This window comes from Vibrio sp. TRT 21S02 (assembly GCF_050113675.1).
Classification (GTDB): Bacteria; Pseudomonadota; Gammaproteobacteria; order Enterobacterales; family Vibrionaceae; genus Vibrio.
The window spans coordinates 109,034-126,003 of record NZ_JBNJOI010000012.1 but is presented as its reverse complement, the minus strand read 5'-3'; the positions used below and the strand labels follow the sequence as shown (position 1 = coordinate 126,003).

General features: G+C 43.5%; 13 protein-coding genes and 1 tRNA gene. 3 read left to right on the top strand and 11 right to left on the bottom strand.

Going from position 1 to position 16,970, the window contains the following annotated elements:
• Positions 1 to 104: 104 nt before the first annotated feature.
• The 9 genes from ACQEXU_RS15920 to pncC form a co-directional block, all read right to left on the bottom strand.
• A tRNA-Ser gene (locus ACQEXU_RS15920) sits at positions 105 to 197 on the bottom strand.
• Between the two features lie 183 nt (positions 198 to 380).
• Positions 381 to 578, bottom strand: coding sequence for a carbon storage regulator CsrA (csrA, locus tag ACQEXU_RS15915; RefSeq protein ID WP_006963114.1), 198 nt, complete (start codon positions 576 to 578; stop codon positions 381 to 383).
• A 93-nt stretch (positions 579 to 671) separates the two neighbouring features.
• Entirely contained in the window at positions 672 to 1,859 is a 1,188-nt protein-coding gene (locus ACQEXU_RS15910; RefSeq protein ID WP_427011567.1) for an aspartate kinase, read from the bottom strand.
• 200 nt (positions 1,860 to 2,059) lie between these two features.
• Positions 2,060 to 4,642, bottom strand: coding sequence for an alanine--tRNA ligase (gene alaS / locus ACQEXU_RS15905; protein ID WP_427011566.1), 2,583 nt, complete (start codon positions 4,640 to 4,642; stop codon positions 2,060 to 2,062).
• Between the two features lie 277 nt (positions 4,643 to 4,919).
• Entirely contained in the window at positions 4,920 to 5,522 is a 603-nt protein-coding gene (locus tag ACQEXU_RS15900) for a GDSL-type esterase/lipase family protein (RefSeq protein ID WP_427011565.1), read from the bottom strand.
• A gap of 80 nt (positions 5,523 to 5,602) precedes the next feature.
• Positions 5,603 to 7,441, bottom strand: coding sequence for an acyltransferase family protein (locus ACQEXU_RS15895; protein ID WP_427011564.1), 1,839 nt, complete (start codon positions 7,439 to 7,441; stop codon positions 5,603 to 5,605).
• 160 nt (positions 7,442 to 7,601) lie between these two features.
• Positions 7,602 to 8,063, bottom strand: coding sequence for a recombination regulator RecX (recX, locus tag ACQEXU_RS15890; RefSeq protein ID WP_427011563.1), 462 nt, complete (start codon positions 8,061 to 8,063; stop codon positions 7,602 to 7,604).
• 72 nt (positions 8,064 to 8,135) lie between these two features.
• Entirely contained in the window at positions 8,136 to 9,182 is a 1,047-nt protein-coding gene (gene recA, locus ACQEXU_RS15885; RefSeq protein ID WP_367988119.1) for a recombinase RecA, read from the bottom strand.
• Between the two features lie 190 nt (positions 9,183 to 9,372).
• The gene (pncC, locus tag ACQEXU_RS15880) at positions 9,373 to 9,864 is read right to left on the bottom strand and encodes a nicotinamide-nucleotide amidase (RefSeq protein WP_427011562.1); all 492 of its coding nucleotides are present in this window, start codon (positions 9,862 to 9,864) and stop codon (positions 9,373 to 9,375) included.
• Between the two features lie 126 nt (positions 9,865 to 9,990).
• Here pncC and mutS point away from each other — a divergent pair, with 126 nt between their 5' ends.
• Entirely contained in the window at positions 9,991 to 12,528 is a 2,538-nt protein-coding gene (mutS, locus tag ACQEXU_RS15875; RefSeq protein ID WP_427011572.1) for a DNA mismatch repair protein MutS, read from the top strand.
• A 41-nt stretch (positions 12,529 to 12,569) separates the two neighbouring features.
• Here the strand turns inward: mutS and lptG are convergent, their stop codons facing one another.
• On the bottom strand, positions 12,570 to 13,640 hold the full coding sequence (gene lptG / locus ACQEXU_RS15870) for an LPS export ABC transporter permease LptG (protein WP_427011561.1): 1,071 nt from the start codon (positions 13,638 to 13,640) through the stop codon (positions 12,570 to 12,572).
• Positions 13,641 to 13,643: 3 nt separating this feature from the next.
• Complete coding sequence (gene lptF / locus ACQEXU_RS15865; RefSeq protein WP_427011560.1) at positions 13,644 to 14,744, bottom strand: LPS export ABC transporter permease LptF; 1,101 nt, start codon at positions 14,742 to 14,744, stop codon at positions 13,644 to 13,646.
• Between the two features lie 192 nt (positions 14,745 to 14,936).
• On the opposite strand from lptF, the gene pepA reads away from it, so the two are divergent.
• Together pepA and ACQEXU_RS15855 are read left to right on the top strand one after the other, a co-directional pair.
• Positions 14,937 to 16,445 carry a leucyl aminopeptidase gene (gene pepA / locus ACQEXU_RS15860; RefSeq protein ID WP_427011559.1) on the top strand — a complete coding sequence of 503 codons (1,509 nt, stop codon included), beginning with the start codon at positions 14,937 to 14,939 and terminating at the stop codon, positions 16,443 to 16,445.
• Between the two features lie 75 nt (positions 16,446 to 16,520).
• Positions 16,521 to 16,970: a DNA polymerase III subunit chi gene (locus ACQEXU_RS15855; protein ID WP_427011558.1), complete on the top strand. Its 450-nt coding sequence runs from the start codon at positions 16,521 to 16,523 to the stop codon at positions 16,968 to 16,970.

The following is a 16,970-nucleotide window of genomic DNA, read 5'->3' as shown; positions in this document are numbered from 1 at the left end:
GCTCGGGAGGATTCGAACCTCCGACCGCCTGGTTCGTAGCCAGGTACTCTATCCAGCTGAGCTACGAGCGCGCTATGCTTTTGTTTCAAAAGCGATTGCAAGAATGGCGGTGAGGGAGGGATTCGAACCCTCGATGCGGCTACAAACCGCATACTCCCTTAGCAGGGGAGCGCCTTCAGCCTCTCGGCCACCTCACCGTCTTGCGGAGGCACATATTACGATTTACCAAAAATATGTCAAACATTTTCTTGGCAAAAATCGGAAAAAAAACGCCAACCGTTGGCTATTTAATCAAAGCGATGCGAAATCACTCTTTTCACAATTAATATGCCGAATAAACAAAGAAAAAAGGCTGACACGAAGTCAGCCTTTTTCTGTAATTAGTAGTTGCCAGAAGCAGTGTTACCATTACCTTTTTCTGCTTGAATGCGCATGTAGATCTCTTCACGGTGAACAGATACTTCTTTCGGAGCATTAACGCCGATACGAACTTGGTTACCTTTAACACCAAGTACCGTTACTGTAACTTCATCACCAATCATTAGGGTTTCGCCAACACGGCGAGTCAAAATTAGCATTCTTTTGCTCCTTGAGTAATCTCTGATTTATCTTGCTACGAAGCTATTATCCAACAAAAGTTATATTTTCGTAAACTCAATTGTTGCGGGAGTCTAACCTAAAAACGCATGTTTTTGTTGATAATCTTCTACTTCATTAGATGTTATATAAGCATCGTGAAGAATATTGGCCGCTTTATCGACGCATTCAGGCAACAAGGCGAACATCAATGACTGTTTTTTCTGAGCAACATGACCTATTTGGATCCCCTGCTCTTCTAATAACTCACATGAACGCTCTACCAATTCTTCAGCTCGCAAACCAACAACAGTTAGCAAACTTAAAGGCTCACTATTACGGATTTTATCGCTGAAAACCAGAGCCAATTTGGCACAAGCATCTTGTTTTATAATAATGCCTGTCCATTCTGGATGTTCGATCACATTCCATATGCGTATACCTAACAACTGGCATTGTTTTTTCACATTAGACAGGTGGTCTGAACTGACCTTAATAAGGCTCATATCACGTTGAATCGCCAAACCACACACAGCGCGCTGGCATTGCTCTCCTGTCACTAAGCTACCTGCATTGCTATCAAATGTAGATAGAACTCGCAATGGCACTTTGTTTTGCCAAGCAAATTGGACTGAAGGCAAATGCAATACTTTAGCCCCTTTACGTGCCATTTCTTCCATAGAAGGGAAGTCGATGACATCAAGTTTCGCCGCATTTTCGACGACTCGAGGATCACAACTGTATACGCCATCGACATCAGTAAAGATCTGGCATTCCTTTGCGCCTAATGCACCCGCTAACGTCACTGCACTAGTATCGGAACCACCACGGCCAAGTGTGGTGATGTCCCCTTTTTCATTGATCCCTTGAAAACCTGCGACTATCACTATCTGATCTAACGCTAATAATTCATCAATTATCGAGGTATCAATATGTTTAATCGTCGCGTCATTGTGTTGATTGTCCGTCACAATATTCGCTTGTGCTCCGGTAAGTGAGCGCGCAGCATGACCCAATTTATTGAGCGTCATTGCGAGTAGTGCCATCGACACTTGCTCACCAGCAGAGAGCAAAACATCAAGTTCTCGAGCCGTTGGAACACTATCTATTTGCTTAGCGAGCTCCATGAGTCGATTTGTTTCGCCTGACATAGCAGACACCACAACGACAACTTGATTGCCATCATTTTTCGCCTTAATGATGTGTTTAGCGACCTGATGGATCCTTTCAATTGAACCCACAGAGGTTCCGCCAAACTTTTGCACGATAAGGGGCTTTTTCACCAGTCTTCACCTTCCCAAGACCAAAGTCTCATTCGAACCACCCATATTACGTTGGTTACGATTATATACGTGGCCGTTACAACAAAAACCAAGCTGCCTAAATGACCTGGTTAAAATACGGTCAAATAAACCACTTGGTTACCATAAAAAAATACGCCCAATCAAAGAATAATGATTGAGCGTAAGTCGTTTTGAATTAATTACAGGCGTTCTTCTAGCCAAGGCTGTACTGATTGAATCGCTTCAGGCAGCGCAGCAACATCTGTACCACCAGCTTGTGCCATATCTGGACGGCCACCGCCTTTGCCACCGACTTGTTCAGCAACCATCTTAACAAGGTCACCCGCTTTAACTTTGCTGATCAGATCTTTGGTAACACCAGCAATCAGGCCAATCTTGCCATCATTGACGTTTGCCAACATAACAACACCGCTGCCCATTTGATTCTTGATGTCATCAACCATAGTGCGTAGATTTTTACTATCGGCACCTTCCATACCAGCGATTAGCACTTTAACACCGTTAATTTCCTGAGCTTTACCCATGATGTTTGCACTTTCTGCAGCAGCCATCTTGTCTTTCAGTTTCTGGATTTCCTTCTCAAGAGATTTCGCTTTCTGTGCAGATTCAGCCAGTTTCTCTTCGTACTTAGCCGCTTGAGCTTCGATTGCGTCTAGCGCTCCTTCACCCGTTACTGCTTCAATACGGCGGATACCTGCCGCGATACCACCTTCAGAAGAGATCTTAAATAGACCGATGTTACCGGTGCTTGATGCGTGGATACCACCACAAAGCTCAGTCGAGAAATCGCCCATAGACAGTACGCGAACTTCGTCGTCGTACTTCTCACCGAACAGCGCCATTGCGCCTTTCTTCTTCGCAGACTCAATGTCCATCACGTTGGTTTCAATCACGTGGTTACGACGAATTTGTGCGTTGACTAGGCGCTCAACTTCTTTCAGTTCCGCTGCGGTTACCGCTTCTAGGTGTGAGAAGTCGAAACGTAGGCTGTCAGCCTTCACTAGTGAGCCTTTCTGCGTTACATGCTCACCAAGAACTTGGCGCAGTGCTGCGTGTAACAAGTGCGTTGCTGAGTGGTTTAGAGAGATAGCTGCGCGACGCTCTGCGTCAACGATAGTTGCTACTTCGTCACCTTTCGCTAGCACGCCTTCCACCATTACACCGTGGTGTGCGATTGCGTTGCCTAGTTTCTGAGTATCTTCAACACGGAATACACCAGACTCAGTGCGGATTTCACCAGCGTCACCACATTGGCCGCCTGACTCAGCGTAGAATGGAGTCTCACCAAGTACGATGATTGCTTTGTCGCCTGCAGATAGTGAATCGACTTCATTACCTTCAACGAACATCGCTGCTACCGAGCTAGAGCCTTTTGTGCCTGTGTAACCACAGAATTCTGTTTGCGTATCAACTTTGATTGCTGCGTTGTAGTCAGTACCGAAGTTACCAGCTTCACGCGCACGTTGACGCTGCTCTTCCATCGCTCTCTCGAAACCTTCTTCGTCGATTGCGAACTCACGCTCACGTGCAACGTCGTTAGTTAAGTCAGCTGGGAAGCCGTAAGTATCGTAAAGTTTGAATACGGTTTCGCCGTCTAACACTTTACCGTCTAGGTTATCTAGTGCTTCGTTTAGAATAGCCATACCACGCTCAAGTGTACGACCGAAGTTTTCTTCTTCAATACGCAGTACTTTTTCAACCACTGCTTGTTGACGCTTCAGCTCTTCGCCAGCCGTACCCATGATATCTGCTAGTACACCTACCAGTTTGTGGAAGAATGCCCCTTCTGCACCCAACTTGTTACCGTGACGAACTGCACGACGGATGATACGACGTAGAACGTAGCCACGACCTTCGTTTGAAGGCATAACGCCATCAACGATCAGGAATGAACATGAGCGGATGTGGTCAGCGATAACGCGTAACGATTGGTTTGATAGATCTTCGTAACCGATCACTTCAGCGGCGGCTTTGATCAGAGTTTGGAATACATCGATTTCGTAGTTTGAGTGAACGCCTTGCATGATTGCAGAGATACGCTCGATACCCATCCCCGTATCTACCGATGGTTTTGGTAGCGGTTCCATAGTGCCGTCTGCGTGACGGTTGAACTGCATGAATACGTTGTTCCAGATCTCGATGAAACGGTCACCATCTTCTTCAGGTGTGCCAGGACGGCCACCCCAGATGTGCTCACCGTGATCGTAGAAGATTTCAGTACATGGACCACAAGGACCCGTGTCACCCATTTGCCAGAAGTTATCTGACTCGTATGGTTTACCACCTTTCTTGTCGCCGATGCGAATAATGCGGTCTGCTGGAACGCCGACTTTCTTGTTCCAGATATCGAATGCTTCATCGTCCGTTTCATAAATTGTTACGAGTAGACGCTCTGCAGGCAGTTTAAGCGTTTCAGTCAGGAATTCCCAAGCAAACGCAATCGCATCTTCTTTGAAATAGTCGCCAAAGCTAAAGTTACCAAGCATTTCAAAGAAAGTATGGTGACGAGCCGTGAAACCAACGTTTTCTAGGTCATTGTGCTTACCACCCGCACGTACACAGCGTTGAGCCGTAGTTGCTCGTGTGTAAGCGCGTTTTTCTAAACCTAAGAAACAATCTTTAAATTGGTTCATACCTGCATTTGTGAATAGCAGGGTTGGGTCGTTATGCGGTACTAACGATGAACTTTCTACGATTTGGTGTCCTTTGCTCTCAAAGAACTTGAGGAACGCGTTACGAACCTCATCAGTGCTCATGTACATGCAGCTCTTCCTGAAAATAGTCGAGTTAGAATTTTGCCGTATTGTAGATCAAGGTATCAGCTACGACTAGCTTTCTTGTGGAAAAGAGCACAGTATGGATAGTTTTCGCGACATATTGTTAACCAATTACTTGAAATAAGTCGACATATGCTGCTACGGGAAAGTAAGACTAGTTGGTGTACGGGAAACTAGTCATAAGCTTGGATATAGAAGAAGATAAGTAAAGAGTAAGGATTTGTGGATTTTAGCTTAACGCTTCCCAAATCCCTAATCTCGACTAATTGATCGGTTGTAATGTGGTATTTTTCTGAGAAAGAGTGTTCAACTCTTTTAACCATACTTCATAACCTAATTTGTTCAAATGTAAGCCGTCATAAGAATATTCATCAATCAACTTATTATCATTAGATAAAGATTTATTAAGATCAACCAATATAATATTTCTCTTGTTAGAAAGAAGCTCAATCTCTTGGTTTAACAACGAAATATCTGAATTACGACGAGAAACACCATCTGTATATAGAACTTTATACAAATAAACATTAATACTTTTCTCTTGGAACAAGTGAATAATGCTGTCAATATTTACTATTATATCTTTGATAGAAGTATTTCTACCTAAATCATTTGTACCTATCATTAAATGTACCGCATTCGAGCCACTAAAGTGATATTTATTGACTCTGTTTAATAATAGTTTGCTGGTATCTCCAGAAATCCCCCAATTGACACTATCAAAGGTAAGGCTTTCTGTATGTCCTCTTAGACCAGCAGTAATACTATCTCCTAGCAAAATAGTTTTATGACTAGCATCCTGATTCCTAAATTTATCGTCCCACCTTTGATAAAAATCAGATGCCTGAAAAGAGTGATACTTCACTCTCCTCAACTCACCATTGATAAAGTGAAAGTTTAAAAGGTACAAAGCACTTGTACAGATAATAACTAAAAGAAATTTCTTCATTTTAAACTTGTTAGATTTATTGAACCAAACTGCTCATATAACCACTGTGAACCATATACTGAAAGATGATCATCATCTGAATATAATAGCTTACCTTCGTAGCTCAATTGGTTAATATTCTTAATATGTTCAAATGGGTCAACAAAAATAACTTTATTTTCTTCTGCTACCGCTTTGACTTTATCGTTATACAACGGGTATTTAGATGATATCTCAATCGATTCATCACAACTAAAACCAAGACGATTGCAATTATAAACCTTAGAAGGTTGTGACTTCCAAAGTGGTGGTTGACCTAATACTACAACTTTTTGAGTCACAGTCTTCGCTTCACGAATCAGCTGTGCTAAATCTTCGGCTGTTTTCTCATTGAACCCATCCCAGCGATACGCAATCACTATAATATCAGCATCTTGTTTAGCTTTATTATACGCATCACGTACAGCCGTACATTTTGAAGAATTATCATCAATCGCACACCCTCCTGATGCATAAAGAGATAGTGCTAGATCATTATCTTTTGCTAGCTGATCAACAAAACCATAATAGTGTTCAGCATGACTGTTTCCATACAAAACCAATTTCTTATCTGAGGCTGAATTACCACCTTTACAACCTAAATTGACTAAACTAGGACACATGTCTTTATCAATATGGTTGAATTGATATTTAGCAAGAGCTGAATTTGTATCTAGTCGGCTAGGCATACCTTGGGTTTGAAATAACGTCAATGCAAAGATACCTAATAAAAATGATGGTACCAAAAAGTAATATATACCAACCTTTTTCTTAGGAACTTCAAGTTGTCGTAATGGCTTTTCGATAAGTTTATACGAAAAGACACTCATCGAGACTGTTAAAATAAATGCTACAACTTGTAGGTTAATAGGTAAATGACCATGTTTTATTTCAGGACTAAATATATAGCGAATAAATGCGAGTATTGGCCAATGGAACAAATATAAAGAAAAAGAAATCAATCCAATGGAAACGAGTATCTTATTAGATAACAGTTTATTTACATAAGTTCCTTGAGAAAGAATAATAATAACTATTGGAACACAAGCTAGTAATGCAATAAACCCAGGAAAAGTATCATATTTATCGACCAAGAATAGCAATATAAATGATGAAATTAATGCAAGTCCACTAATCAATTCACTTTTTAATGGTTTTATTTTTTCGTCTACAACAGCGATAGCAGCAATAGAGCCGACCAGCATTTCCCCCATTCGAGTGATAATTAAGTAGTAACTAATTTTAGAATACTCAGGCTGTAGTGACATATATTGCGCTAGAGAAAAGCTAGCGATCATCATCACAGACAGCAATAGGATTAAGTGTTGTTTCCCAAAACGCCAGATCAGGAACAGAATAATAGGGAATAAGAAGTAGTATTGCTCTTCTACAGCTAAAGACCAAGTATGAAGTAATGGCCACTCCCCGGAGTCACCAGAGAAATAGTCGCCAGTTCTGAGCGCATACTGCATGTTAGAGCTAAAAGCGAGAATACTTATAACTGAAATGCCAAGTTTATAATGCTCATATGGCAAAAGAATGAAATGGCCAGCAATCAAAGTTAGAATTAATACCGTAAACAATGCTGGTAAAATTCGCTTTGCTCTTCGTACATAAAAGTTAGCATAGCTGAATTGATTCTGCTTTTTCTGCTTATAGATAATGCTCGTGATTAAAAAACCAGAAATAACAAAGAAGAAATCAACACCTAAAAAGCCACCTGGAACATAGGATGCGTCAATGTGGAATAATATAACGGCAAGGACGGAAATTGCTCTGAGACCATCTATATCTGGCCTGTATTTGATCAATGACATATATAACTTAAAACTTGATAACGGTAGAAATTGCGGTGGACAATTTTACAGCGAAAGATCCCAAAGCTTAAGCTCACGCATGCGCTAAAAATGAGACAGACGGGTACTTATCATTAACTCTCTGAGTTTAAAAATATGATTCAAAGTTAACTTACTGAACTCACTCAGATTTAGCGTGAAGCGCATATTCGATTTGCTCAAATGTATAGCCTCGATATTGCAAAAAACGCACTTGTTTAGCGTACTCTTTTTGATCTTTGGCTCTTATTCCTTTGAATTTCTTCTCTGCAACTAACTTTGCACACTCAAACCAGTCCTGTGACTCCTCTTGCATCGCTTTATCAATCAAATGGTCAGCAACACGTTTTTGATTCAATTCTTGACGGATCCTTCTTTCACCATGCCCTTTGTAGACATGTTGGCGAATTTGGCTTTTAGCGTAACGTAGATCATCTAAATAGTTGTGGTCGAGGCAGAAGTTAACAGCCTCCTCGATCGCTTCTTGCTCATAGCCTTTTAAAATCAGCTTCTGATACAGTTCATATTCACCATGATCACGGCGGCTAAGTAACTGCATTGCGGCTTCTTTACTCGATAGCGTCGGGGGTTTACGTTGGAACATAATCTCGATGGTAGGTAGGATAGATATAACAAAGCCCCGCAAGTGCAGGGCTTTGAAAAGAGAGGATTCAGCTTATAGCTCTTCTTGCTCTGGCATTTGGCCTAGTTCCGCATCATCCGGCTGGATTTCTGCTGGTGAAAGCAACATTTCACGCAGTTTAGCATCAATAGCTTTTGCAGCCTCAGTATTTTCACGTAAGAACTTACCTGCGTTTGCTTTACCTTGGCCAATCTTGTCACCATTGTAGCTGTACCAAGCACCCGCTTTTTCGATTAGCTTGTGCTTAACACCTAGGTCAATCAATTCACCTTCGCGGTTGAAGCCTTGACCATATAGAATTTGTGTTTCAGCTTGTTTAAATGGTGCAGCAATCTTGTTCTTCACAACCTTGATGCGAGTTTCGTTACCAACAACTTCATCGCCTTCTTTGATTGAACCTGTACGGCGAATATCAAGACGAACTGACGCGTAGAACTTAAGTGCGTTACCACCAGTGGTTGTTTCTGGGTTACCGAACATCACACCAATTTTCATACGGATTTGGTTGATGAAGATACACATACAGTTAGATTGCTTTAGGTTACCCGTTAACTTACGCATTGCTTGAGAAAGCATACGAGCCTGAAGACCCATGTGGCTATCACCCATTTCGCCTTCAATTTCCGCTTTAGGTGTTAAAGCAGCTACTGAATCGACAACCATAACGTCGATAGCACCAGAGCGAGCCAGTGCGTCACAGATCTCTAGCGCCTGCTCACCTGTATCTGGCTGAGAAACCAATAACGCATCAATATCAACACCAAGTTTCTTCGCATATACAGGATCTAACGCATGCTCAGCATCGATAAACGCACAAGTTTTACCTTGCTTTTGCGCTGCAGCAATACATTCAAGTGTTAATGTTGTTTTACCTGATGATTCTGGACCGTAGATCTCTACGATACGGCCCATCGGCAGGCCACCAGCACCAAGAGCAATATCAAGAGAAAGTGAACCAGTAGAAATCGTTTCTACGTCCATTGCGCGGTTGTCACCAAGGCGCATAATTGAGCCTTTACCGAATTGTTTTTCAATTTGACCTAGCGCAGCGGCGAGCGCTTTCTGTTTGTTCTCGTCCATTACTTTCTCCAAATATCTCATCAAGTTACTGATGATATTTAAGTTCTTTTCTGAATCAGGGCGCAGCCCGCCCAATCAATAAAAGCCATTATACTGTTGATTCATACAGTGTCTATAGTTAAGTATATTTTTTTTATGATCTAACTATATCAATTTGATTTATAAATATTTTTATTTCATCAAAGTAAATTCAACGTCGGCGAGTCAGCTCGTTATACAGTACTTCTTGCGCTACGTGTACTGCCTGTTTCCTCACTTGCGCTCGGTCACCTTCAAAGTGATATAGAGCGGAGTGCTGCCAACCACAATCATCAGCCCAAGCGAACCAAACCGTTCCTACAGGTTTATCGATTGAGCCACCTCCGGGCCCTGCAACCCCACTTATAGAAACACCAATATTCGCATTAGAATGAGAAACAGCGCCACGGACCATTTCAAGGACGGTTTCTTCACTCACCGCGCCATACTCTTGAAGCGTTTCAGCTTTCACCCCTAACATTTCCATTTTGGCTTCGTTACTGTAGGTGATAAATGCTCGATCAAACCACGCTGAACTGCCTGCTATATCTGTTATTGCAGTAGACACACCACCGCCTGTACACGATTCAGCAGTTGTTAAAACCAGACGTTGTTCACTAAGAAGCTTTCCAAGCTGTTTGGATAAATTTTGCTGTGATTCCATGTCTAAAAACCTCATTGCGACTTTTCGCTTATTCGCTATTCACGTATCCTAAGCCGCAATAGAAATAAACGAAAGACTTTGCCCGTGAAAGCGTTACCTGAAAAAGAAAAGCAAAAACATACTCCAATGATGCAACAATATCTCAAGCTCAAAGCTGAAAATCCGGATATTTTGTTGTTCTATCGCATGGGCGACTTCTACGAGCTTTTTTACGACGATGCCAAACGAGCCTCTCAGCTGTTGGATATTTCGTTAACTAAACGCGGTGCATCAGCTGGCGAACCTATTCCAATGGCGGGCGTGCCGTTTCATGCCGTTGAGGGTTACTTAGCGAAATTGGTACAGCTTGGTGAGTCGGTGGCTATTTGTGAGCAAATTGGCGATCCTGCGACCAGCAAAGGCCCTGTTGAACGTAAAGTCGTACGGATTGTGACTCCGGGAACAGTAACGGACGAAGCATTACTATCTGAGCGTATCGATAACCTGATCGCCGCCATTTATTACCACAATGGTAAGTTTGGTTATGCTACCCTTGATGTAACTTCTGGTCGTTTCCAATTAATGGAGCCAGAAACAGAAGAAGCCATGGCAGCAGAACTTCAGCGAACCTCCCCACGTGAACTGTTATTCCCTGAAGATTTTGAACCCGTTCATCTGATGTCTTCACGCAACGGCAATCGCCGCCGCCCTGTCTGGGAATTCGAACTTGATACCGCTAAACAGCAACTGAACCAACAATTTGGTACCCGTGATCTCATTGGGTTTGGTGTTGAGAATGCAAAGCTAGGCCTGTGTGCCGCTGGTTGTTTGATTCAATATGTAAAAGATACCCAACGCACAGCTTTGCCTCACATACGTGCTCTAACCTTTGATCGCCAAGATCATTCAGTCATTTTGGATGCCGCTACACGACGCAATCTAGAGATCACACAAAACCTTGCTGGCGGCACTGACAATACGTTAGCCGAAGTCATTGATCATACTGCAACACCAATGGGCAGTCGCATGCTTAAGCGTTGGTTGCACCAGCCTATGCGCGATATCGACACGCTCAATCATCGCCTTGATGCCATCAGTGAACTGAAAGAACTCAGTTTGTTCGCTGATCTTCATCCGGTATTGAAACAAGTAGGCGATGTTGAACGTATTCTCGCCAGACTGGCTCTACGCAGTGCCCGCCCTCGTGATATGGCTCGTCTGCGCTTTGCCATGCAACAGCTCCCAGAACTAGCCCAAATAATGGGCGAGCTTTCTCATCCTTACCTTGGAAAGCTGGCTCAGTATGCGGCACCAATGGACGAGGTTTGCGATTTACTTGAACGCGCAATTAAAGATAACCCTCCCGTGGTGATCCGCGATGGCGGTGTGATTGCCGAAGGTTACAATGCCGAACTCGATGAGTGGCGTAAGCTAGCTGACGGTGCCACTGAGTATCTAGAAAAGCTTGAGGCTGATGAACGTGACCGCCACGGTATTGATACGCTCAAAGTGGGTTATAACAATGTGCATGGTTTCTTTATTCAAGTCAGCCGAGGGCAAAGTCATTTAGTGCCACCACATTATGTGCGCCGTCAAACGCTAAAGAATGCCGAGCGTTACATTATTCCTGAGCTAAAAGAGCATGAAGATAAGGTGTTGAACTCAAAATCCAAAGCGCTTGCTCTGGAAAAACAGCTTTGGGAACAACTGTTTGATCTGCTCATGCCGCACTTGGAACAGATGCAAAATCTTGCATCGGCATTATCTCAAATCGATGTATTGCAAAACCTAGCTGAGCGAGCAGATTCTCTCGATTATTGCCGTCCGGTTCTCACTAAAGAGGCTGGGATCCACATTCAAGGTGGGCGCCACCCTGTCGTTGAACAAGTGATGAATGAGCCGTTTATCGCTAACCCTATTGAGTTGAACCCACAGCGAAAGATGTTGATCATTACTGGTCCTAATATGGGTGGTAAGTCTACGTACATGCGTCAGACTGCCCTCATTGCGCTGATGGCTCATATTGGTGCTTATGTACCTGCGGAGTCTGCACAAATCGGTTCTATTGATCGTATTTTTACCCGTATTGGTGCATCCGACGATCTCGCATCTGGCCGTTCAACTTTTATGGTCGAAATGACAGAAACCGCGAACATTTTGCATAATGCAACGGCAAACAGTTTAGTGTTAATGGATGAAATTGGACGCGGAACCAGTACCTACGATGGTCTATCTCTTGCTTGGGCAAGTGCCGAATGGCTGGCTAAAGAGCTCGGTTCAATGACGCTCTTTGCCACACACTATTTTGAACTCACAGAGCTACCAAACCAAATCCCACATTTAGCGAATGTTCATTTAGATGCCGTTGAACATGGCGATAGCATTGCGTTTATGCATGCCGTTCAAGAAGGTGCCGCGAGTAAATCTTATGGCCTTGCTGTTGCAGCCCTTGCTGGTGTGCCTAAAACAGTGATCAAACAGGCACGAGTCAAGCTCACTCAGCTAGAGCAACTGAGCCAATCAGGAGAGACAGGACTACCAAGTACAGCTGTTGACATAGCAAACCAGCTCAGCCTCATCCCTGAACCCAGTGAAGCTGAAGAAGCGCTGGCCAATATAGACCCAGACGATCTCACGCCTCGTCAAGCGCTGGAAGAACTGTATCGTTTGAAAAAGCTTCTCTAATAAAAAACGGCAGCCAATCGGCTGCCGTTTTTTTATGCGATTTAGAGCTTTCTTCTCAAGAGCATAATAGCAATTGTGAGGAAGACGATACTCGGCATCACTGCACCAAATGCCGGAGGAATGTTGTACACCAAACTCAATGGGCCAAAGAACTCGCTGGAAATATAGAAGGTGAAACCGGCTATCACACCAGACAAGATCCTTGCCCCCATCGTCACACTGCGCAATGGACCAAAGATAAACGACAATGCCATCAACATCATCACAGCAATGGAAAACGGCTGAGTGACTTTGCGCCAAAATGCCAGTTCATAACGTGATGAGTCTTGTTCAGAGTCTTCAAGGTATGTGACGTAGTCATACAAACCACTTAGCGACAGTTCTTCTGGTTTCACTGTTACAATCGCCAACTTGTCTGGCGCTAGTGAAGTTGTCCAGCGATACTCCGGCATATTGTGTTTGGCTATCTCGATATCATCACGCATGTCCGTTACTTGAACATTACGCATGATCCATTCGTTATCACCTAAATAATCGACTTTTTCTGCATGAATCACTGACTCGAGCTTTTTCTCTTCATCAAAGCGCCACATATTCAGTCGATACAACTTATCGTCTTCAATTTTTCCGATAAAAACAAAATCATTAGCATCGCGCGCCCAAACGCCAGCTCTAACAGACATGATGGCGCCACCTGAAGTAGAAAAGGCACGCATATCCCTTGCCATTTTCTGCGCTTGCGGCGCCCCCCACTGGCCTAATAAGGTCACAATAATCATCAGTGGCACGGCCGTTTTCAATACAGATAGACCAATGTCCAACTTGGAGAAACCAGCCGCTTGCATGACAACCAATTCAGAGCTCGATGCCAACATTCCGAGACCAATCAAAGCACCAAGCAACGCTGCCATTGGGAAGAACATCTCAATATCTCGAGGAACACTGAGCAAGACGAAAAATAGCGCTTGTAGCAAATCGTAAGTGCCTTGTCCGACTTTACGAAGTTGCTCCACATACTTGATGATGGCAGAAAGACCAACAAACGTCGCCAACACTAAAGAGGTTGTTGCGATAATGGTTCTGCCAATATACAAATCGAGAATTTTAAACACGTCTTAGGCCGCCTTTTTCTTTCTAAATTGTTCTTTAAGACGTCGGACTGCTACGCTGTCCATCGAGTTTGCGATAATTGCAGTCAAAAGCAATGCGGCATTGATGGGCCACATACCAATTGCTGCTGGAATTCCGCCATCTTCTATGGCTGATTTGGTTGCACTTATCGCGAGGAAATACGCTAGATAAATCAAAATAGCGGGGCCCATTTTGGCAAAACGTCCTTGACGTGGGTTTACCGCTGAAAGCGGAACCACCAACATGGTTAATAATGGAATACACACAACCAGTGAAATACGCCATTGGAGCTCAGCTTGCGCCCTAGGATCTGAATTACCAAATAGTGTTGTAGTCGGTAAGGCTTCCCAATCACGACCTTTTTGTTTTACTTCACGTTGGCCGATAAGACCTTCGTATTCATCAAAATCAGTCACCATGTAGTTAACACTTGTAGGAACGCCTTCCCAACGCGTGCCATCATACAAAGTGATCACTTGTCGGCCATCACTGGTTTCTTTTACATCACCAGAAGTGGCATACATGACGCTTGGTAAAATCGAGTCTCTCGGACGCATCTGAGCAATAAACACGTTTTGTAACTTTTTATCTCGGATATCATCAATAAAGACAACCGATGTACCGTCTGGCGTACCCTGAAAATGGCCTTTTTTCAGTAAATCGACACTATTTTCAGCTTCAACTTGCTCTTCCAATTGGATAATTCGATCCTGACTCCATGGAGAAAGGAAAAAAGAGTTGTATGCCGCCAGCACACCAGTAATCACTGCAAGGTATAACGCCGCACGAATTAGGAACTTATTTCCTATCCCTGTTGCATTCATTACCGTAATTTCACTTTCTGCGTACAAGCGTCCGAAGGTCAATAAAATGCCGAGGAATATACTCAGTGGCAGCATCAGTAGCCCCATTGAAGGCATGCTGAGTGCAACATAATTCATGACCAGACTGGCAGGGATTTCACCATCCGAAGCATCCGCTAAAACTCGGATCAATTTTTGACTCACAAACACTAAAAAAAGCACAAAAAAGATCGCAAGTTGGCTTTTGAGTGTTTCGCGGATCAAATATCTAACAATAATCACGCTGAAATTACCTATACAAAACTTGTTTTTTTAACTGAATCACTATAATTTCCCGTTGAACCTATTATTTTTAAATTTTTTGGCTAAGTGTTAGCGTACTTATTTAATGGTAATTCGGAGTTAGGATTCTGTAAGTAAGTTCCCCATTATCTAACATTTAGTTCTATTTGTCTTCAGGATGTAGGAGTACGCATGGAGTTCAGTGTAAAAAGTGGTAGCCCTGAGAAACAGCGCAGCGCTTGTATTGTCGTGGGTGTATTTGAACCACGTCGCCTTTCTCCAGTAGCCGAGCAGCTCGATAAGATCAGCGATGGCTACATTAGTTCACTACTTCGCCGTGGTGATCTGGAAGGTAAACCGGGGCAGATGCTACTGCTTCATCAAGTACCAGGTGTGCTGTCAGAGCGCGTTTTACTCGTTGGTTGTGGTAAAGAACGTGAACTGGGCGAACGCCAGTACAAAGAAATCATTCAAAAAACCATCAACACACTTAACGAAACAGGTTCAATGGAAGCGGTTTGCTTCCTAACTGAGCTACACGTTAAAGGTCGCGATACTTATTGGAAAGTTCGCCAAGCTGTTGAAGCGACAAAAGATGGTTTATATACATTCGATCAATTCAAGAGTGTAAAACCAGAAACACGTCGCCCACTGCGTAAATTGGTATTCAACGTACCAACACGTCGTGAGCTTAACCTTGGTGAAAAAGCAATTGCACATGGTTTAGCCGTTGCTTCTGGTGTGCGAGCATCGAAAGATCTTGGCAACATGCCACCAAACATTGCGAACCCAGCTTACCTTGCCTCTCAAGCTCGTCGCCTTGCTGACGATTACGAAACGGTAACCACCAAGATCATTGGTGAGCAAGAGATGGAAAAACTGGGCATGACATCTTATCTAGCAGTAGGTCGTGGTTCGAAAAACGAATCAATGATGTCAATCATGGAGTACAAGGGCAACCCAGATCCAGAAGCAAAACCAATCGTGTTAGTGGGTAAAGGTCTAACATTCGATTCAGGCGGTATTTCACTAAAACCAGGCGAAGGCATGGATGAGATGAAGTACGACATGTGTGGTGCAGCATCGGTATTCGGTACCATGAAAGCGCTAGCGAAGCTAAACCTACCAATCAACGTAATTGGTATTCTCGCGGGCTGTGAAAACATGCCAGGCAGCAATGCTTACCGTCCAGGTGACATCCTAACAACTATGTCAGGTCAAACGGTTGAGGTTCTCAACACCGATGCGGAAGGCCGTCTGGTACTTTGTGATGCATTGACTTACGTAGAACGTTTCGAACCAGACTGTGTTGTCGACGTAGCAACGCTAACCGGGGCTTGTGTTATCGCACTGGGACATCATATTAGTGGTGTTCTTTCTAACCACAACCCACTGTCTCATGAGCTTGTGAACGCTTCTGAGCAAGCAAGCGATCGTGCATGGCGTCTACCAATGGCGGACGAATACCATGAGCAACTGAAGAGCCCATTTGCTGATATGGCAAATATTGGTGGTCGTCCTGGCGGCACCATCACTGCGGGTTGTTTCCTATCTAAGTTTACTAAGAAGTACAACTGGGCGCACATTGATATTGCAGGTACTGCGTGGAAATCAGGCGCAGCAAAAGGCTCAACGGGCCGTCCTGTCTCAATGCTTGTCCAATTCCTGCTAAACCGCAGTGGCCAAGATACCGAGGAATAATCCTCAATAAAAAAGGGCCAAACGGCCCTTTTTTAATATACGTAAACTGCATCTATCAAGTGATGGAATCATATTATGTCAAATGCCACATTTTACATCGTAAAACCCGATTCAGCTCAGGCGAGCAAAGATGGCTTTGAGCAATACATTTTGTTTCTGTCTCAACATTTCGCCAAACAAGGCGCTAAGGTATACCTCAATTGCCAAGATAAACGCCATGCTGAACATATCGCTGAATGTTTTTGGCAGGTCAATCCGGAGCAATTTACGGCTCACAACCTTGTTGGAGAAGGCCCTAAGTACGCCACCAATATTGAAATTGGCTACGATGGTATTAAACCAACTTGGAACCGCCAATTAGTAATTAATTTGGCGGAAAATGAGACAACCTTTGCGAACAAGTTTGCCGAAGTGGTAGACTTCGTCCCTTGCGAAGAAAAAGCCAAGCAGCTCGCAAGAGAAAGGTATAAAATCTACCGCCAAGCTGGCTATCAGCTACAAACGATCGAAATCGAACACAGTTAG